This window comes from Pseudarthrobacter sp. Pseusp20 (assembly GCF_059492155.1).
The window spans coordinates 1,121,833-1,140,406 of the sequence record NZ_CP168521.1 but is presented as its reverse complement, the minus strand read 5'-3'; the positions used below and the strand labels follow the sequence as shown (position 1 = coordinate 1,140,406).

At 66.8% G+C, this 18,574-nt stretch carries 17 protein-coding genes, 1 tRNA gene and 2 riboswitches; of the genes, 6 read left to right on the top strand and 12 right to left on the bottom strand.

All coding sequences use genetic code 11. From position 1 onward, the window contains the following. Positions 1–22: 22 nt before the first annotated feature. Positions 23–649, top strand: coding sequence for a hypothetical protein (locus ACEN9K_RS05435; protein ID WP_056389110.1), 627 nt, complete (start codon positions 23–25; stop codon positions 647–649). Here the strand turns inward: ACEN9K_RS05435 and ACEN9K_RS05430 are convergent. Beyond that, positions 646–1,419, bottom strand: a complete 774-nt coding sequence (locus ACEN9K_RS05430) for a DUF998 domain-containing protein (RefSeq protein ID WP_134165634.1) — start codon at positions 1,417–1,419, stop codon at positions 646–648. The two genes, ACEN9K_RS05435 and ACEN9K_RS05430, sit on opposite strands and share 4 nt — an antisense overlap. A gap of 83 nt (positions 1,420–1,502) precedes the next feature. Between ACEN9K_RS05430 and ACEN9K_RS05425 the strand changes: the two genes are divergently transcribed. The 3 genes from ACEN9K_RS05425 to ACEN9K_RS05415 all read left to right on the top strand — a co-directional run bounded on the left by ACEN9K_RS05425 (position 1,503) and on the right by ACEN9K_RS05415 (position 2,505). Next, positions 1,503–1,575: transfer RNA gene (locus ACEN9K_RS05425), tRNA-Arg, on the top strand. Between the two features lies 1 nt (position 1,576). Continuing rightward, the gene (locus ACEN9K_RS05420; protein WP_495635319.1) at positions 1,577–2,071 is read left to right on the top strand and encodes a DUF6314 family protein; all 495 of its coding nucleotides are present in this window, start codon (positions 1,577–1,579) and stop codon (positions 2,069–2,071) included. Then, positions 2,068–2,505 (top strand): NUDIX hydrolase, encoded by a 438-nt coding sequence (locus ACEN9K_RS05415; protein WP_142068542.1) that lies wholly within the window; start codon positions 2,068–2,070, stop codon positions 2,503–2,505. Before ACEN9K_RS05420 ends, ACEN9K_RS05415 begins: the two co-directional genes overlap by 4 nt. 10 nt (positions 2,506–2,515) lie before the next feature. Here ACEN9K_RS05415 and ACEN9K_RS05410 read toward each other — a convergent pair whose 3' ends face one another. Next, the gene (locus ACEN9K_RS05410; RefSeq protein ID WP_018769563.1) at positions 2,516–4,429 is read right to left on the bottom strand and encodes an ABC transporter ATP-binding protein; all 1,914 of its coding nucleotides are present in this window, start codon (positions 4,427–4,429) and stop codon (positions 2,516–2,518) included. After that, on the bottom strand, positions 4,426–6,093 hold the full coding sequence (locus ACEN9K_RS05405; RefSeq protein WP_223993900.1) for an ABC-F family ATP-binding cassette domain-containing protein: 1,668 nt from the start codon (positions 6,091–6,093) through the stop codon (positions 4,426–4,428). The genes ACEN9K_RS05410 and ACEN9K_RS05405 overlap by 4 nt, the downstream gene beginning before the upstream one ends. Before the next feature lie 250 nt (positions 6,094–6,343). Here ACEN9K_RS05405 and ACEN9K_RS05400 point away from each other — a divergent pair, with 250 nt between their 5' ends. Both ACEN9K_RS05400 and ACEN9K_RS05395 read left to right on the top strand, forming a co-directional pair. Further along, the gene (locus ACEN9K_RS05400; RefSeq protein ID WP_223993898.1) at positions 6,344–7,075 is read left to right on the top strand and encodes a hypothetical protein; all 732 of its coding nucleotides are present in this window, start codon (positions 6,344–6,346) and stop codon (positions 7,073–7,075) included. Then, positions 7,072–7,809 carry a hypothetical protein gene (locus ACEN9K_RS05395; RefSeq protein ID WP_223993896.1) on the top strand — a complete coding sequence of 246 codons (738 nt, stop codon included), beginning with the start codon at positions 7,072–7,074 and terminating at the stop codon, positions 7,807–7,809. The genes ACEN9K_RS05400 and ACEN9K_RS05395 overlap by 4 nt, the downstream gene beginning before the upstream one ends. Positions 7,810–8,021: 212 nt before the next feature. Here the strand turns inward: ACEN9K_RS05395 and ACEN9K_RS05390 are convergent, their stop codons facing one another. The 9 genes from ACEN9K_RS05390 to ACEN9K_RS05350 all read right to left on the bottom strand — a co-directional run bounded on the left by ACEN9K_RS05390 (position 8,022) and on the right by ACEN9K_RS05350 (position 18,253). Further along, complete coding sequence (locus ACEN9K_RS05390; RefSeq protein WP_495635318.1) at positions 8,022–11,054, bottom strand: alpha-mannosidase; 3,033 nt, start codon at positions 11,052–11,054, stop codon at positions 8,022–8,024. A 124-nt stretch (positions 11,055–11,178) separates the two neighbouring features. Further along, complete coding sequence (fdhD, locus tag ACEN9K_RS05385) at positions 11,179–12,057, bottom strand: formate dehydrogenase accessory sulfurtransferase FdhD (protein WP_495635317.1); 879 nt, start codon at positions 12,055–12,057, stop codon at positions 11,179–11,181. A 50-nt stretch (positions 12,058–12,107) separates the two neighbouring features. Then, positions 12,108–13,616 carry a molybdopterin molybdotransferase MoeA gene (locus ACEN9K_RS05380; protein ID WP_495635316.1) on the bottom strand — a complete coding sequence of 503 codons (1,509 nt, stop codon included), beginning with the start codon at positions 13,614–13,616 and terminating at the stop codon, positions 12,108–12,110. Next, complete coding sequence (locus ACEN9K_RS05375; RefSeq protein ID WP_056331155.1) at positions 13,613–13,909, bottom strand: DUF6457 domain-containing protein; 297 nt, start codon at positions 13,907–13,909, stop codon at positions 13,613–13,615. The genes ACEN9K_RS05380 and ACEN9K_RS05375 overlap by 4 nt, the downstream gene beginning before the upstream one ends. After that, on the bottom strand, positions 13,906–14,580 hold the full coding sequence (gene mobA / locus ACEN9K_RS05370; RefSeq protein WP_488315047.1) for a molybdenum cofactor guanylyltransferase: 675 nt from the start codon (positions 14,578–14,580) through the stop codon (positions 13,906–13,908). The genes ACEN9K_RS05375 and mobA overlap by 4 nt, the downstream gene beginning before the upstream one ends. Before the next feature lie 95 nt (positions 14,581–14,675). Beyond that, the gene (locus ACEN9K_RS05365; RefSeq protein WP_018769554.1) at positions 14,676–15,176 is read right to left on the bottom strand and encodes an HNH endonuclease; all 501 of its coding nucleotides are present in this window, start codon (positions 15,174–15,176) and stop codon (positions 14,676–14,678) included. Between the two features lie 268 nt (positions 15,177–15,444). Further along, on the bottom strand, positions 15,445–16,212 hold the full coding sequence (locus tag ACEN9K_RS05360) for an NlpC/P60 family protein (protein WP_018769553.1): 768 nt from the start codon (positions 16,210–16,212) through the stop codon (positions 15,445–15,447). A gap of 163 nt (positions 16,213–16,375) precedes the next feature. Further along, positions 16,376–17,053 carry a C40 family peptidase gene (locus ACEN9K_RS05355; protein WP_018769552.1) on the bottom strand — a complete coding sequence of 226 codons (678 nt, stop codon included), beginning with the start codon at positions 17,051–17,053 and terminating at the stop codon, positions 16,376–16,378. A 70-nt stretch (positions 17,054–17,123) separates the two neighbouring features. Further along, a riboswitch (cyclic di-AMP (ydaO/yuaA leader) is annotated at positions 17,124–17,303 on the bottom strand. 128 nt (positions 17,304–17,431) lie between these two features. After that, on the bottom strand, positions 17,432–18,253 hold the full coding sequence (locus ACEN9K_RS05350; protein WP_134165667.1) for a M23 family metallopeptidase: 822 nt from the start codon (positions 18,251–18,253) through the stop codon (positions 17,432–17,434). A gap of 12 nt (positions 18,254–18,265) precedes the next feature. After that, positions 18,266–18,490, bottom strand: a riboswitch (cyclic di-AMP (ydaO/yuaA leader). Between the last annotated feature and the right edge of the window lie 84 nt (positions 18,491–18,574).

Here is an 18,574-nt window from a genome sequence, read left to right as displayed (position 1 = left end):
TATGGGGCGGGATAATGGTGCCATGGCCAAAACCCCTGCCCAGAGGATCAAGAAGCACGGCGACAAAGCGGTTGTGCCGCAGCACCACCTTCCACCTGTGGTGAACCCCACCACGGCGCGGACGCCGCAGAAGGCTCAGGGCAACAGCAACCTGATTGTGGTTGCCGGCGTGGTGGCAAGCCTGTTCCTGTTCTGGTACCTGCACCTGCTGACCCTGGACCAGCTCACCCAGCTCACCAAGGGCCTGGCCATGCCCGATTCGCTGGTGGGCGGGTTCGATCCCGGCTACATCGGCCGCCTGCAGGCAGCGATGGACGGCGATGCCCTGGGCCAGCTGAACTATGTCCACAAGACCGCGGGGACCCTCTTCCCGCTGATCTTCGGCTTCACGTGGCTGCTGCTCATTGGGACCAATGTGGCACGGAAGGGGCTGCGCTGGGCGTTGTGGGCCTTGCCCATGCTGTTCGTTGTGGTCCGGTTGTGGGGGAACGTGGCCATAGACGCCATGATGGCCTCGGAAGGTCCCGACGCCGGCCAGGTTGCCCTGGCGTCCGGCCTCACGGTGGCGGGGTGGGTGCTTTTGGTGTTGAGCCTCCTGGCCGGGGCCGCGGCTGTGTTCCTGAACAGCCGGAAACGGAACGAGACCTAGCCGGCAGTTACCCGGGCCGCCGCAGCCGCCGCCCGCTGTTCCTTCCGGTGCCGGTGCACCCGCTGTGCAATGACCAGCCCGGCGGCGGCCATGCCCACTGTCACGGGGTACCCCATGAGCCGTTCCAGCGTCCCGGGCTCGGGAACCATCATGCGGGTAAGCCCGCCGGTTGCCACCGCGGCCAGTGACACGCCGCCGCAGGCCACCAGGAACCACGCCATCCCGGTCTTCCGGAGCCACAGGAGTCCCAGGACCAGGAGGGCCGCACCACCCGTCACGAAGTACGTGACGGCGCCGGCATAATGCCAGGGTGAGCCGGCGTCCTCCGGGACCAGTCCCACAACCACCGTTCCTGCCCCGGCGGCTCCGGTGAGCAGGCGGACCGCGGCGGCCGCGAGCCAGGGCCCCCTGCGGCTCCAGCCGACCCGGGTCCCGGGGCGGGCGGCCACGCGCAGCAGCCCGGATGTCAGCATCACCGCCCCCACCAGCAGGCCAAGGCCCTGGACCACGAACGAGGCATTCATCAGCCAGTTCAGGGGTGAGCAGACGTCCCGGCCTGAGAACGTCCCGCAGTGGAGGGCACCGAGGTCACTGATGTATCCGGTCCGCAGGTCGTATGGACGGGGTCCGGCCCACGCCATGGCCACGGCTGCCTCCGCGGCGAAATACTGCAGCACGCTCAGGATTGCCCAGGCACCGATGTACTGCCGGGTGGACGCAACGTTCGGAATGAAGGCGGCGGCGGGAGCGGCAGTGGGGGCTGGACTCATGCCATGAGCGTAGTACGGCCCGGCACCTTGTATGCTTGTAACCGTGTCCGGACGGACCGGCCCCGCCGAACCACCGGATGCCCGCCCTCGTAGCTCAGTGGATAGAGCACGGCTCTCCTAAAGCCGGTGTCGTTGGTTCGATTCCAATCGAGGGCACTTGAACTCCCGTTTCCCGGAGCCCAGCCTCCGCGCCTACCTCCTGGGCAACCAGCCGGCCGGCGCCGCAAGCCACGACACCCACCCGGGCCGCTGGCTGGTGGAGCGCGACCTGCTGGACAGGTCGGAGGGCACCCGCGGAACCTTTACCGGCGTCGTCCTTTTCATCCCCACGGACGACGACGGCCTGGCCTTCCGTGAGGAAGGCACCATGCGCTGGCCTGCTTTTTCCGGCCCCGCCTCACGCGAGTACCTGCTGCGGACCACCGGGCGCCCTGACGCGCTGGACTTCTTCTTCCCCGATGGCCGCCCCTTCCACCGGATGAGCTTCACGCCGGAAGCCAACCTGGACAGCCACTGGTGTGATCCCGATACCTACCGGGTGACCTACACCTTGGAGGACCCTGACCACTTCAGCTACAGCTGGGATGTCACCGGTCCGCGCAAGGACCTGCTGCTGACTTCACACCTGGTGCGGACGCAGGCACCGGCATGAAACACCGCATCGTGGTTTCCGCCGTCTGCGTGTTCGACCACACCGGCCGCCTGCTGACCGTGCGGAAGCGCGGCACCACCATGTTCATGCACCCGGGCGGCAAGCCGGAACCGGGCGAGACAGCTGTGCAGGCCGCAGCCCGGGAGCTTGAGGAAGAAGTGGGCATCACCATCGACCCGCGCGAACTGGTGTTGATGGGCGTGTGGATCGCCGACGCAGCCAACGAGGCCGCCACTGACATTGAAGCCACCGTCTTTACCGCTCCGGGCACCTGGTCAGCACACCCTTCAGCTGAGATTGCCGAGATCCGCTGGCTGGACCTGGACGTCCTGGCTTCCGGCGCCGGACAGGCCCGGGACCTGGCGCCACTGCTGACGGACCACATCCTGCCCCTGCTCGCCGCCCGGGCAGTCCCGGGAGCCGCGCAGGCTTAACTGATCAACCCTAAAACTCGGGGACGGACTCCTGGGCCACGGCGGTGGCCTCCGCGAACTGCGTCCGGTAGAGCTCGGCGTAGCGGCCGCCGGCGGCCAGGAGCTCCGTGTGGGTTCCGCGTTCCACAATTTGGCCGCCCTCGACCACCAGGATGGCGTCGGCCGCGCGGACGGTGGACAGCCGGTGGGCAATCACGACGGCGGTCCGCCCCTCGAGTGCGGCGCCCAGGGCTGCCTGCACGGCGGCTTCATTCGTGGAGTCCAGGGCAGCGGTGGCCTCGTCGAGGATGACGACGCGGGGCTGCGCGATCAGGAGCCGGGCAATGGTCAGCCGCTGGCGTTCGCCGCCGGAAAGCCGGTAGCCGCGCTCCCCCACCACCGTTTCCAGCCCGTCCGGCAGGGACCTGATCATCGTCTCCAGCCGTGCCTGCCGCAGCACGTCCCACATGTCCTCTTCGGTTGCGTCGGGCTTGGCCAGCCGAAGGTTGGACGCGATGGTTTCATGGAACAGGTGGCCGTCCTGGGTCACCATGCCCAGGGTGTCCCGCAGCGAATCAAAGGTGGCGTCCCGCACGTCCAGCCCCGTGCCCCGCGCAGTGCCGCCGAGACGCACTGCGCCGGAGTCGACGTCGTACAACCGCGACAGCAGCTGGGCGATGGTGGACTTGCCGGCGCCGGAGGAACCCACCAGCGCCACCGTCTGGCCCGGTTCCACCCGGAAGCTCACGCCGTGCAGCACTTCCTCGCCGCCGCGGGTGTCCAGGGTGGAGACTTCCTCCAGCGAGGCCAGCGAGACCTTGTCCGCGGACGGGTAGGCGAAGCGGACGTTGTCGAATTCGACGGACACGGGGCCGGCAGGAACGGGCTTCGCGTCCGGCTTCTGCTGGATCAGCGGCTGCAGGTCCAGGATCTCGAAGACGCGTTCAAAGCTGACCAGGGCGCTCATGACTTCCACCCGGGCGTTGGACAGGGCCGTGAGCGGAGCGTAGAGCCGGGTCAGCAGCAGTGCCAGCACCACCACATCCCCGGGTGCCAGCTGGCCGCCCAGGGCAAGCCAGCCGCCCAGGCCATACACCAGTGCCAGGGCAAGCGCGGACACCAGGGTCAGGGCCGTGACGAAGGTGAACTGCAGCATCGCCATGCGGACGCCGATGTCCCGGACGCGGCCCGCGCGGGCGGCGAATTCGCGGGATTCCTCGTCAGGACGTCCGAACAATTTGACCAGGGTTGCGCCCGGCGCCGAGAACCGCTCGGTCATTTGGGTGCCCATGGCGGCGTTGTGAGCGGCAGCTTCCCGGCGCAGGTCAGCCAGCTTGGAGCCCATGCGCCGGGCCGGAATCAGGAAGATCGGCAGCAGCACCATGGCAAGGACGGTCACCAGCCACGACGTATTGAGCATCACGGCCAGCGTCAGGGCCAGCGCCACCGAGTTGCTCACCACCCCGGAAAGGGTTCCGGCGAAGGCGGACTGGGCTCCGATGACATCGTTGTTGAGGCGGCTGACCAGCGCGCCCGTGCGGGTCCGCGTGAAGAAGGCAATGGGCATCCGCTGCACGTGGTCGAACACCCGCGTGCGCAGGTCCACGATGACGCCTTCGCCGATGGTCGAGGACAGCCAGCGGGTCAAGAGCCCCACCCCGGCCTCACCGACGGCCACGATGGCGATCAGCACTGCCAGCCAGATGACCGTGTCAACGCCGGTCTTGGCGATGATGGCGTCAACCACCTTGCCGGCAAGCACCGGGGTGGCGACGGCCAGGAAGGCAGCCGCAATGGAGGAGAGCACAAAGGCGATGAGCTTGCCCTTGTGAGGGGCGGCAAAGGCCAGCACCCGCTTCAGGGTCTCCTTGGAAAAAGGCTTCGAAGCGCTCTTAGCGGTGCTGATGTTGTAGAGCGAACTCCAGGCTACGCGGTCCATGCTCATGGCTGTTTCTCCTGGGTTGCAGTGTGGTGGAGTTCCTGGACCGTGCCGTTTTCCAGGTGCCACCGGTAGTCGAGTCGAACGTTTTCCAGCAGGCGGCGGTCGTGGGTGACCAGCAGCAGCGCTCCGTCGTAGCTTTCAAGGGCCTCTTCCAGCTGTTCTATGGCCGGCAGGTCGAGGTGGTTGGTCGGTTCGTCCAGCACCAGCAGGTTCACGCCGCGGGCCTGGAGCAGCGCCAGGGCCGCCCGCGTCCGCTCACCCGGTGACAGGGAATCCACGGTCCTCGACGTGTGGTCCGCCTTGAGGCCGAACTTGGCCAGGAGCGTGCGAACGTCGGCACTGTTCCAGTCCGCCAGCACCGCTTCGACAGCGTCGCCCAGCGGCAGGGCGCCGTCCAGCAGCCCGCGGGCCTGGTCTATTTCGCCGACGGCGACGGAGGCACCCATGGAGGCATCGCCGTCGTCCGGCGCCTGGGTGCCCAGCAGCAGGCGCAGGAGGGTGGATTTGCCGGCGCCGTTGGGGCCGGTGATGCCCACGCGCTCGCCGCCGTTGAGCTGGAGGCTGACCGGTCCCAGCGTGAAGTCGCCCTGGCGTGCCACGGCCTTGCGCAAGGTGGCGACGACGGCGCTGGAGCGCGGTGCCTGGCCGATGCTGAACTGGAGCTGCCATTCCTTCCGGGGCTCCTCCACCGCGTCCAGACGGGCGATCCGGGATTCCATCTGCCGGACCTTCTGGGCCTGCTTTTCAGAGGATTCAGTACTGGCGGCGCGCCGGATCTTGTCGTTGTCGGGGTTCTTCTTCATGGCATTGCGAACGCCCTGCGAACTCCATTCCCGCTGCGTCCGTGCCCGCGAGACCAGGTCTGCCTTGGTGGCGGCAAACTCCTCGTACTTCTCGCGGGCGTGCCGCCGCATCACCGCGCGCTCCTCGAGGAAGGCGTCGTAGCCGCCGTCGTAGACAGCCACACTGTTCTGTGCCAGGTCAAGTTCGACGACGCGGGTCACACAGCGCGCCAGGAACTCGCGGTCATGGCTGACCAGCACCACGCCGCCGCGCAGCCCCGTTACGAAGTTCTCCAAGGTGGCCAGCCCCGCGAGGTCGAGGTCGTTGGTGGGCTCGTCCAGGAGCACCACATCGAAGCGGCTCAGCAGGAGGGCCGCCAGGGCCACCCGGGCGGCCTGGCCGCCCGAAAGACCCGTCATCAGCGCATCGGCGCCGGCGTCCAGTCCGAGGTCTGCCAGCACCGCCGGGACGCGGTCGTCCAGGTCAGCGGCGCCGGAGGCCATCCAGCGGTCAAAGGCACGGGCGTAGGCGTCATCCGCCCCCGGAGCGCCGGAACCGAGTGCTTCCGCGGTGGACTCCATGTCGGCGGTCGCCTCCGCGCAGCCGGTGCGGCGGGCAATGTAGGCCGCCACTGTTTCGCCGGCAATGCGCTCGTGCTCCTGAGGGAGCCATCCAACGAAGGCATCGGACGGCGCAAGGTTGACCGAGCCCTGCTGGGGCTGGTCGACACCGGCCAGGAGGCGCAGCAGCGTCGATTTACCGGCACCGTTGGCACCCACCACGCCCACCACGTCGCCGGGGGCAACCGTCAGCGAGAGCCCGGAAAAGAGCACCCGGTGGCCGTGGCCACCGGAGATGTCTTTCGCAACAAGGGTTGCAGTCATCGAATCGTCCTTTCGCCGCTGCCCGGACAGCCGCCGACGGCCGGCAGAGGCGGCGAAAACCGGGCCGCGGCGCCGCTGGGGCTGCAGGACATAGAAGAACCCGCTGGTCCGGACTTGGGGGGTGTACGGACCAGCGGGCTCGACCATCAACTATAGGCGAAGGTGGACCATGGGCAAAATCGGCGGCACGGCCGGGGCGGGGACGGCACGGTAAAATCGTCCTCACCACCCGTTCTGCAGAGAGCACTCCATGACCCTTCCTGCCAAGGCGTTCCAGCGCTGGCTGCAAGGCATCGCGCCAGATGCCAGCACTGCAGACGTCTGCAGGGTCTCCGGAATCAAGCGGACCACGCTGGCCCAGCAGCTGGTCCGGGGCAAAGTCTCCGTGAGCACGGTGGTCAGCATCAGCCGCGCGTACAACATCAACCCCGTCGACTCACTGTCCGGGTTTGACGCCTACAGCGCCCTGGGAAGCCCGCCGCGTCCACCCACCCGCAGCGAGCTGGTCAGCCAGATTTCCACGCCGGACCTCCTGCGGGCGCTCCTGGCCCGCCCCGCAATGGACGCGGCCCGGGGAGCAGCCTCTCCCGCCCTCACTCCTGCCCCGCACGCCACCTCCGTGAAGAACTGGGTCGATGCCATAGACGACGGCGAGGTCCGGCACCGCGTGTCCGCCTCCACGGGAGTGGCGCCGCAAAACTATTCCGCCCAGTTGACCGCCAACCGGCTGTCCCCGGAGCTCGCCTTAGCGACGGCATTGGCGGCCGGAGTGGGACCCGCCGGCGGACTGGTGGCCACGGGAATCATTACGGAGGAGGAGGCCGGCTGGCCTCCCGGTGCCCGGCAGGCGGCGCTGGACAGCCTCACCGACGGAGAACTCACAGCCCTTGCTGGAGACCGGCTTCAGGCAATGGGCAAAGTACTGCGCCGCCAGGAGCAGGACCAAGCGCAGACAGAAAAAATTTGGGAGAACCTGGGATGATCGAAACCCTTCAATGGAGCACGCTGGCCATTTGCGCCCTTATTGCGGTGGCCCGCGTCCCCAGCACACTCAGAGGAGAAAACCGCTCCCTTTTCGGCATCTTTGCCTTGATGACCCTGGCCATCCTGTTGAGCATCCAGGGGCCGTACATCGTCATCGACCAGGCGCTGGGCGGGATCAACCTGGCCAACCTGTTGCTGCGCTTCGTCATTTTCGGCGCCATCTTCTTCATGGGTATCCGCGTTTCCAGGGGCTTCGGTGCAAGGGATGCGTACAGGCTCATAACCGGAAGGGCCGGGGTTTCGGTCCTTGCGGTCATTTCCGTTGTCATGGTGACGCTGTTCTTCATGATGGGCACCAGCGGGTCGTCGGCCGGGCTGACAGGGGTTGTGGGTACGGATCCCTGGAACTCTGCCTTACTGGAGTATTACGGGGCCGCCGGCCGGGCTTACCCCGCCTACATCACGTTGGCTTTGCTGCCGGCAATGGTGCGTGCAGTCTTCGGCCGGCTTCCCGCCCTGGTCCGGGTTGCCGCGGGGCTGCTGGGTCTTGGCGCCGTAGCCACGGGCCTGAGTTTGTCTTTCCCTCTTATCCCGCCCACCCTTGGCCAGATAGAGTTCCTTATTAACTACACGGCCGTGCTGTGCTTCGTCGTCGGGCTGGCATTAATCTGGGTCGCCAAAATGGTCAATGCGCGCGGCGCGGCACGCCGGAGGACATCTACCGAAATGTAACCTTCGTGCGCTTTCACAAAATCATTAGAATGTGAAACAATCATGAATGTGTGAAGGCGGGGCTGCCAAGCGTTTTCGAACGGGGATAAATTCCAAAGCGCCGGCCGCCCCGGGGGCCTTTGCACGCATTGGGGGGATGAGTGGTGGCGGATCGTTGGGGACCGCCCCCACTCAGCCTATTTAAGGACCCTGGCCCCTAAGGGACACTGATCCTATTTCCTGGTAAACCTCAATGTCACCAACTGGAACGGCCGGAGCGCGAGCTCGGCACCGGTATCTGCCGGAACAATTCCGGGCGCCTCGGCGGCACGCTCCAGGAGATCCGTCGGCACCACGCCATTGACAGGGAAGTTGGCTGTGAGAGTTCCCACGGACCGCTGCCCCAACGACTCATAGAGCCGGACCACCACATCGCCCGATCCGTCCTGGGCCAGCTTCACCGCTTCAATGACCAGGGCCGGATTGCTGACGGAGAAGAGCGGCTCCACCGCGGTGCCGCCGCTGACCAGCCGGGGCGCCAGGTTGGTGCGGTACCCTTCCTGGACGGCGGCCGCAATGTCAGCACCTGGGCGGACGGTCACCCTCAACTCCTGGTGTCCGCGGTCGGCGTCGGGGTCGGGGAACTTAGGAGCCCGCAGCAGGGACAGGCGCACCGTAGTGGTGGTTCCGCCGTCGGATTCCCTGATGCTTCTGCCCACGTCGTGGCCGTATGTGGAGGAGTTGGCCACCGCCACACCGTAGCCGGGCTCCCCCACGTGGATCCACCGGTGGGCACAGATTTCGAACTTCGCGGCTTCCCAGGAGGTGTTGGTGTGGGTGGGCCTGAAGACGTGGCCGAACTGTGTTTCGGCAGCTGACCGGTCTGCCCGCACGTCGAGGGCAAAGCCGAGTTTCAGCAGCTTTTCGCGCTCCTGCCAGTCCACGGCCGTGGTGATTTCCAGTGACGGGCTGCCGGGGGCCAATGTGATGCGCTGGGTCAGCGGCGAGCTCCCTGCCAGCCGTTCCACCACCACCACGGCGCTGCCGTCTTCATTGGCCAGCCGGACCGACTCCGCGTGGACCAGCGGAGTGACATTGCGGCGGTAGAACTCGTCGATGTCCCAGGCGTCCCATTCGTTGGGGGTGTCGCGGTGCAGTTCCAGCAGGTTGCCGCGCTGGCCAGGGGCGATGGCCTCTCGTCCGGTGGCGTAGTCACGCAGGGACGCGAGGAGTCCATCGGCGTCCACCTCGACCCGGATAATCCCGTTGTCCAGGATGTAGCCGCCGTGGTGTGGCGTGGCGAGCACCGGCCCAGGGAGCGGCGTCGGTTCCGCTGCCGCAAGGGCGGGCACTCCATTCCTTGCGTGCGGCGCAGCGTTAAGCAGGAACTGCCGGTCCCCGGAGCCCAGCATGGCGGCAGCTGCCTGGCTGATGATTGCTTCAAGCGCCGTTTCGATGGCCTGGTAGTTACGCTCGGCGTCCTGGTGGACCCAGGCAATGGAGCTGCCGGGAAGGATGTCGTGGAACTGCTGCAGCAGTACCAGTTGCCAGAGCCGCTTGAGCTCGGCATCCGGATAGTCGTATGCGCCGGCCGACCGGACTGCAGCCGTGGAACACCACAGTTCCGCCTCACGCAGCAGGTGCTCGCTGCGCCGGTTGCCCTTCTTGGTCCGCGCCTGGCTGGTGTACGTGCCGCGGTGCAACTCCAGGTACATTTCGCCCACCCAGACAGGCAGTGCCGGGTAGTCTTCCTCGGCCTGCCGGAAGAAACTCTCCGCTGAGCCGATCCTGACCCTGGGTGATCCCTCCAGATTCGCGGTTCGGGCAGCCGCCGCAAGCATTTCGCGGGTGGGTCCGCCGCCGCCGTCGCCATAGCCGAAGGGCACCAACGACACCGTCCCGCGGCCGTGGTCCCGGTAGTTGCGCTCGGCGTGGGCAAGGTCCCTGCCGCTGAGGTCCGAGTTGTAGCTGTCCACCGGCGGAAAGTGGGTGAACAGCCGGGTGCCGTCGATTCCCTCCCAATTAAAGGTGTGGTGCGGCATCCTGTTTGTCTGGTTCCAGGAGATCTTTTGGGTAAGGAACCAGCGGCTGCCCGCGGCTTTCACGATCTGGGGCAGGGCGGCACTGTATCCAAACGAGTCCGGGAGCCACGCCTCCCTGCACTCAATGCCGAACTCCGCCAGGAAGAAGCCCTTGCCCTCCACGAACTGCCGCGCCATGGCTTCGCCGCCGGGCATGTTGGTATCCGATTCCACCCACATGCCGCCGACGGGCACAAACTGGCCTGCCCGGACCTTTTCCCGGATCCGGCTGTACAGCTCCGGGTACAGCTCCTTGATCCATGCCAGCTGCTGCGCGGACGAACAGGAGAAGACAAAATTCGGGTCTTCATCCATGAGTGCCACCACGTTGGAGAACGTCCGGGCGCATTTACGGATGGTTTCACGGACCGGCCAGAGCCAGGCCGAGTCGATGTGGGCATGGCCCGTGGCAACCAGCTGATGCGCGGATGCGTAGGCGGGGCGGCCAAGGACTTCGGCGAGCTCCTGCCGTCCTGCCGGCGCGGTCCCGGCGACATCGTCAGGGTCCATCACGTCCATCATGCGCTCGAAGGCCCGGAGGATCTCATGGCGGCGGGGAAGCTCCAGGGGGAGTTGTTCCATGAGGCCGGCCAGCGTCCACACGTCCTGCTGGAGTTCCCACACGCACTGGTTGAGTTCAGCGATGGCGATGTTGCCCAGCCGGTACTGGGGTGCTCCCCCGGCGGTCGCCTTGTCTCCCAGCGGGGTGGCGGCAAAGGTCCAGCCTTGCGCCATGTCCGGGTTCGCGGCCGCCTCCACGTAGAAGTCCACGGCCATGCCGCCGCCCAGCAGCTTCAGGGGAATGTACTGGTTGCGGGGTGAGATGGCCTTGATGATGGTCCCGTCAGGCCGCCAGGCGATGCCCTCGCACTGAAACCCGGGCGCTTCGGTGGTGAACCCAAGATCCACCACCACCTCCACGGTGGTTTCCGGGCCGCCGCCCCAGGATTCCGGCACCTCCCCTTGCAGCCGGAGCCAGGTGGTCCCCCACGGCCGGCCCCAGGCGGCGCCGTGCTCCTGCGGCTGGAACTCCTGCCGCATCGCTTCGAGCGCGGGGACCGGTTCACCGGGGGCCTCCCAACTGCTCAGGGCAAGCGGGACCGTCCGGCTGTAGACGGCAGGGGCGATGCGCTCGCGCACAAACCTGGCCAAGCGGACTTCCGTGATCCTGCGGTCGTCATGCAAAATAAGTCCTCTTTAGGCTCGGGGCTGGATCATCGCGTCCATTCGATGGACAAATCTACCCTCCGGCAGCATTGCATCCAACCCCCTGCCCGGGGCAGGCACGTCCCAGCCTTGCATTGACCCCCTAGCCACTGGGCACGGCTGGTGCAGGGCGCAGGATCCGCGAGACCCCGGCGTAGACGTTAAAACTGGTGTGCCGGCTGAAACCCGCCAGCGTCAAGCCGTTCGCCTCGGCCAGTTCCACGGCAAGACTGGAAGGGGCACTCACGGCAGCCAGGACGGGAATGCCCGCAAGGGATGCTTTCTGGACCAGCTCGAAGGACGCCCTGCCAGATACTTGGAGGACGGTTCCGGTAAGAGGCAGGAGGCCCTCGCGCAGTGCCCAGCCCACCACCTTGTCCACGGCATTGTGGCGTCCCACGTCCTCACGCAGGCACAGGAGCTGCGGCTCGCCGTCGTCATCGATCCTGAACAGGCCTGCCGCGTGCACGCCGCCGGTGTCCTCGAAGACACGCTGGGACTTCCGCAGCATCCCCGGCAGGGCGGCCAGGACTTCCGCGTCCACAGTCAACGGGTCCGTCCGGGGGCTGAAGTGGGAGGACTTTTGGACAGCTTCGATGGAGTCCGTTCCACAGATGCCGCAGGAGCTGGACGTGTAGACGTTGCGGCCGGTGTCGGGAACTGGCACATCCGGCCGCAGCTGGGCCTCCACCACGTTGAATGTCTGGACACCGTTCTCGTCCTCGCCGGCACAGAATCGCAGCGAAACCAGCTGTTCGGGGGCCCATATGACCCCCTCGGACACCAGGAATCCAGCCACCAGGTCAAAGTCGTCCCCCGGGGTTCGCATGGTGACCGAATAGGAAAGCTTTCCCAGCCGGATCTCCAGCGGTTCCTCGACGGCGAGGACGTCTTCGCGGTGGCGGACCGGGTACTCCAGGGCTCCCGGCGAACCGTCCAGGACATACTTGTGCACCTTGCGGCGCTGGGTTACGCGTCCCATGTTCCACCCTGCTTGTTCATTACTCCATCATGGCACCAACAGGGGCCGCCTCAGCCCAGGAGGGCGCTCCAGTCCACGGGTCCGCTGGGTGCCGGCTTACCCTTGGGCTGGCCTGTCCGTGCGGCGCTTCTTGGCTTGGCTTTGGCCGGGCCGTCCTGGGTAGGAGGTATTGGCGGCCCCCATGGCAGGGCGAACGCGGGCACCGGCTCGCCGAGCTGCACGCCGTGCGGTGGCACTACCAGCACACCGTCCGCGGCGGCGAGCCCGCGCATCATCCCTGGCCCCGTATGCTGCGCCGGGGACGCCATGCCGTACAGCAGCCGGAACGGCATCAGCCGGGTACGCCCGGGGTCCGGCTCGATCATGGTCCCGCACGGCACCTCCTCCACCGCCGGCATGGGACGGTGCCCCAGTGCGGCCAGCAGCGGGGCCCCCACAGTGGAAAGGGCCATCATGGCCGCGAGCGGGTTGCCGGGAAGCCCCAAAACGAAGCGTCCGTCGGGCAGTTCGGCGAGCACGGCGGGGTGGCCGGGCCGCATGGCCACGCCATCGATGATGAGCCGGCCGCCGAGTTCGGTCACTGCCCTGCGGAGGTGGTCCGTTCCCGAGCGCCCGGTGCCACCGGTAGTAATGACGACGTCGGCCGGCAGGTCCGGCGCGTCCGGCACCTCCGGCAGCACGTCCTCGAGCGCCGCAAGCCATTCGTCATAGGAGTCGCCGATCCGCTGCTGCCCGACGGGTATGCCGCCCAGCATGGCGACGACATCCGGCAGCTGCGGGCCGAAGGTGTCGCGCACCTGGCCCGGGGCCGGCGTGCCGTGTTCCACCACTTCGGACCCGGTCAGGACCAGGCGCACCACGGGCTTTCCCTGGACCTGCACATCGTCGTAGCCTGCCAGCGCGGCAAGTGCCAGGTGGGCGGGATTGAGCTCCACCCCCGCCTTGACCAGGATGTCCCCTTCCAGGGCTTCCTCCCCGGCTTTCCTGATGTGCTCTCCCGCGCGGGGCTCGCCCGGGCGGGCCTTGCCTCCGGTCATCAGGAGTGGGAGTCCTTCATCGTCCTGGCCAAGGACTGCGCTCTCGGTGCGAAGCACTGCCTTGCCGCCTGCAGGGATCAGGCCGCCGGTGGCGATGGGGCTGGCCTGGTGCGGTGCCAGCCGGGTGCCGGGTTCCACCGGGATCCAGGGGCCGCTTCCGTTGACTACCCAGCCGTCCATGGCCGAGGACGCATAGTGGGGCATGTCCTGGAGGGCCACAATGTCCTGGTCCAGTTTGCGGTCCAACGCGATACGCAGTGCCACTGGTCCGGGAGGAATGGGGGTTGCGGCGTCGAACGCCGCCTGCCGGGCCTCTTCCCACGTGTGGGCAGCATGGTGCTGGCCCGCATGCCCTGCTTCCGCCGTCCCGGCTTGGACTGCGCCGGAGTCAGTGGTTCCGGGTTCAGTGGGTCCGGGTTCAGTGGGTCCGGATCCAGTGGGTCCGGGTCCAGCTATGCCGGCCGGCCCTTCCGCTTCGCTGCCAGGTGGCGCTTCCGGATCGCTTTGGGGTTCCGCGGTCATTCGCCGGGAGTCCCGGCGGCAGCCTCGGCCTCGTAGTCCTTTGCCAGTGTGCGGGCAACGGCCAGGGCCGCATCCATTGATTCAGCGTCCATCTCCCTGCCGGGAGCCGCAGCCAGGCCCGCAGCGAACCCGGCGATGAAAGTGGTGAGCGGAGCGGCTGGCCGGACCACAGCATGGGCGGCGACGCCCGCAAGCGCCAGCACCGCGTTGACGTCCACCTGGACGTCCTCAAGCTTGTACGCCTGGAGAAGTGCCCTGCACCACTCTTCCAGTGTTTCGTCCTGGCTCTTCACGTATTGCCTCCCACGTTTGCTCCGCCCGTCTGCCGGTCCTGGCGTTCGCTCTGGTTCCCGGCGGCAATCCCCAGCGCGGCAGCGTCATCCCAGGTATCCACATCAGAGGTGGACCCTGCAGGGACTGTGACAAGCTGCACGTCCAGATTAGCAAGGAGCGACCTGACAGAGCCGTTGACCAGCGCCCCGCGAGCAGCGAGGTCCCTGCACGCCTTTGTTAACTCAGGCGTGCGGTAAAAACCCACCAGTGGCTGTGGGCGGTCGCCTTCGGCAGCCATGACATTTGCCGGGTCCGCCGCCGTGGACATCTGCAAAGCTTCCTGAAGCGCTGCCACCGCTTGGGATGCCAGCGGCATGTCGCAGGCCAGCACCAGGAGGTAGGGCGCACCCTCGCCGATGTCCGCCAGCGCATCCAGCCCGGCCGCTATGGCTGCCGCCGGGCCCGCGAAGTGCGGCTGCTCCCTGCAGCTCAGCAGGTTGGGAGGCCAGATTGGCAGGGAAGCCATCTCGCCCACAACTGCCACATGCCGGGCCCCCGCGGCGGCAGCGACAGCGCGTTCGAGGAGGGATTGGCCTTGGAAGACGAGCGACTGCTTGGGTACGCCGCCCAGCCGCGATGACCTCCCCCCGGCCAGGATCACGGCATCAAAGGCAAGCCCGTTCACTTCCACTCCCCCAGCCTAGCGACCGGCAGCGTAGGGGCCGCACTGCGGGTCAGAACGTCCGGCGCACCGGAGCATCACGGCAACTCAGGCAGCGCGGGGTGTCAGGCAGCGCGTTCCGGAAGCAGGAAGGGGTCCCAGGCCGGCGTGGGCTTCTCCAGTTCCTTGATCTGCCAGATGGTTCCGTGCGGCGGTTCGGGCACGAACCGCAGGGTCCATCCCATCTCGGCTGGAGTGTGGTCGCCCTTGACGTTGTTGCAGCGCAGGCAGGCGGCCACCAGGTTCTCCCACGAATCGGCCCCGCCCCGGGACTTGGGGTGAACATGGTCAATGGTGTGCGCCGCTTTCCCGCAGTAGGCGCATTTATGCCCGTCGCGCCGGAGTACGCCCCTGCGGCTGACGGCCGTGGAGTGGTTGTACCGGGGCCGGATGTAGCGGTTGAGGAGGATCACGGACGGGCGGCCCAGAATGTCAGTAGGGCCCACCACGGGGTCGTCACCTTCGGCCACCACACTTGCCTTGCCTGTGAGCACAAGCACCAGCGCCCGGCGGAAAGTAATAACCGCCAGCGGTTCATATCCAGCATTCAGAACGAGAGTGCGCATGCACTTACCTCTTCACGGCCGCACCCGTCAGGGGCACGAGGGCCGGCTGCCCTCGGCATGTCCGGGCTATGGATCGACATCACAAGAGTAAACAAAGAAGTGCAGAATCGGGTAATCGCCACCCTGGAGCAGGACAACGGCTGGACACCGCGGGAGGGTCGGCCGCGGGCGGCGCGGGCCGATTAAGCGCGAAGGACCCCCGCCGGGATGGCGGGGGTCCTTGGGGGCATTGCCAGGCCTGCGGCCGTTCAGGCCTGCCTTGGGATGCTTAGTTGACGCGGATGAACACGGGGCCGGAACCCACGTTTGCGCTGAAGACCACAGTCTGGTTTCCGTTGTAGCCGCCGTGGACTGCCATGCCGTTTCCGGCGTAGACAGCAATGTGGGCCATGCCCGCGCCGCCGTCAGCGTAGTAGATCAGGTCGCCCGGCTGCGCTTCGGCTGCACTCACGGTGCGGCCCAGGGACAGGTAGCCGGCGGGCCAGTCATGGAAGTGGATGCCGACGGCGGCCAGCGAGTTGGTGACCAGCATCGTGCAGTCCTGCATAACGCCGAGCTGGGCGTAGGCGGCCGAGAGGATTGCAGCGCCCTTGCCGCTGGCGGAAGCCTGGGCAGCGGGAGCGGCCGGAGCAGCAGCGGTGGCAACCTTGGCGGTGACCTTGGGAGCCGCAACGGGCTCGGCGGCAGGAGCAGCTTCCTGCACCTCGACCTGGGGCTCAGGCTCGGCGACGGGAGCCGGCGTGGTGGTGACAGCGGGCTTCTCGTAGCTGATGGCGATGGTGGAAGCCGCGGAAATCGGGGCGTCGATTGCGGATTCAACTTCCAGTGCGGACGCCGGAGCGGAATCACGCTTGACGTTGGCGTCGGCAGCGTTGGCCGCGATGCCGCTGGTCAGGACCAGGCCGGAGGCGGCAGCGATAACCGCAGCCTGGCGGCCCATGCCGCCTGCGTTGTCGCTGACGGCCTTTGCAATAACAGCGATCGAGTTGGTTTTGGTGACCTCGGCGCGATGCCGTGCGGTGGCACGAGTCGTCATCAGTTCTCTCTTTCGTTTTTCCCTCAAACCGCTTGTAGGCAGGCGAAGGTTGTTGGACGCGCCGGCATCTTGGGGGTACGTCGGCGCGTCCCGAACGGGGATGTGGTTTCTAGCGAAAAAGCCTTGGGCAAAGAAATAGCCCTTGGAGCGTTAAGCCCAAGAACTAGTTGCCGTAGTGGTAGTACGAGGAGGTGCCAGTGGCTGCAGGCGAGTGGAGCAGCGTGCCCTGGGAGGGGTTGAGTGCGCTGATCATCATGCCGTTGCCGACGTAGATGCCGACGTGCGCGCCACCGTTCTGGACAACCAGGTCACCCGGCTGCGGGGTGGAGGTGGGAGTCATGATGCTCCACGCATTGGTGCGGGGGATGCTGATTCCGGCCTGGGCGTAAACCCACTGCACGAACCCGGAGCAGTCCCAGCCGGTGACCGGGCTGGTGCCGCCCCACACGTAGGAGTGGCCGATGCCGGTGTAGGCGATGGCAGCGATGCCCGAGGTTGCCGCAGCGGATACGGTCTCCGCCGTCTTGGCGGCCGGAGACGCCTCCTGGCCTGTAGTGGTGGCGCGGTTCGCCGATGCCGTGGACTGGGTACGCACCGCTTCCACCTTCGGAGCAGCGGTGGTCTTGACGACCGGACGCTCGAAGGACACCGTGGCCGTGGGTGCGGCCGTGACAGCGAGGGCTGCCTGGGACGAGCCGGACTCGGTGGAGGCAGAGACACCGGCCGTGGTGTCAGCTGCCGTGGCGGGCAGGCCCATGCTCAGGATGAGGCCGGAAGCCGCTGCCACAACGGCAGCCTGGCGGCCTACGGTCCCGGCATTTGCACTGACGGCCTTGGACATGGCGTCCAGGGGGTTGGTGCGAACCGTTTGCGCACGGTGGCGCGCAGAATGATGGCGTGAAGACACGAAGGTAGCCTCTCCCAATGCCTGCGAGGTGAGCTGTCGGATTCGGATGGGAGTCACCCGGCCACGCTGCTTCCTGGGAAGCTTGTGACTTAACCCCAAGGCCTTCTGAACATGAAGGCCAAAATTGGTTCCCCCGCCCCTGCCAGACGATGAAATGCGAACGGACCTTGAGCGGTGGCAGAGTTAGGCAATCCACTCAAGAGCGTCAACTTCGGAAAAGTTGACGCGAGTTAGACGGTACAGCAGTTTTGCTTCAATGTCACATTCAGGTCACGGCGCGTCGCGGACATGTGAGAGAGGGCAACCATTTGGTTACAGCCAGCCCATGGGATCGACAACTTCGCCATTGACCTGCACCTCGAAGTGGAGGTGGCAGCCGGTGGATGCGCCCGTGGTACCGCTCAGTGCCACCACGTCCCCGCGGGAGACGGTCTGGCCCACCTTGACGTTGAAGGACGAGAGATGGTTGTAGGTGGTCTCCAGCCCGTTGCCGTGGTCAATGACCACGCGGTTTCCGCCACCGAACTGGTGCCAGCCGGCAAAGGTCACGGTACCTGTCGCGGCGGCCAGGACCGAGGTCCCGCACTGCGCCACGAAGTCCTGGCCCCGGTGGAAGTCTCCGGAGCCTCCGGTGATGGGACTGACCCGGTAGCCGAAGGGGGAAGCGGTGGTGAGGGAGGCGAGGGGTGCAGCCAGGGTGCCGGCCGAAGCGGCACGCGTGACGGAGCCGGCGGACTGGGCGCTCAGGAGTTGCTTCAGCTTCCCGTCCGGGTCGGCCTGGGTCACCACGGCCGACCGGCTGAAGTCGATCTGTGCTCCGACATCGGCCGAGATCTGGGGCTGGGGGCTGACGGCGGACGCGGCCATGGGGGCACTGCCGGCGGCATCCGTGGCCATGACGGGACTCGTGGCGGGCACCGTGACCGTCAGCACCAGGCCTGTGGCGGCAAGGGCAATGCCGGCTTTTTGGCCAATACCGCTGGCGGCGGCAAACTCCGTCATCTGCCGGAAGGGACCCCGGCGGCGGCGCGCGTCACGATGCAGGTCGCGGGGGCGCTCCGCTGCGACAACTTCGGCAACCCGGGGTGCCGAAGGGGGGCCGGCCGCGCGGCGGCGGCCCCGGGAGGTCTGCATGGTCAAGAAGGGTTCCTCTCTGGAAGAAGCCTGCGGAGTTAGCTGTCGGATTCGGGTCAGAGAGATCAAAGACCCGGTCCGCCGTAGGCAAGCTTCTGCACAGGGGGTATTCCCGGAAGAATCCTTCACTGGAGAGGCTTGCTGCTGACGGACTTCACCCCAAGGCAGTCCCCCGCTGCCGCTTGTGGTTCCCCCGCCTCTGCCAGTAACGACTCGTGCACCTGGCCCGCTGGCAGAGCTCGGCTCCGGATCAGGTAACGCTTATGTATCAACGCTTGGTTCCACTATAGGGGCTTAAGACCCTAGGTAACAATTCCGTTA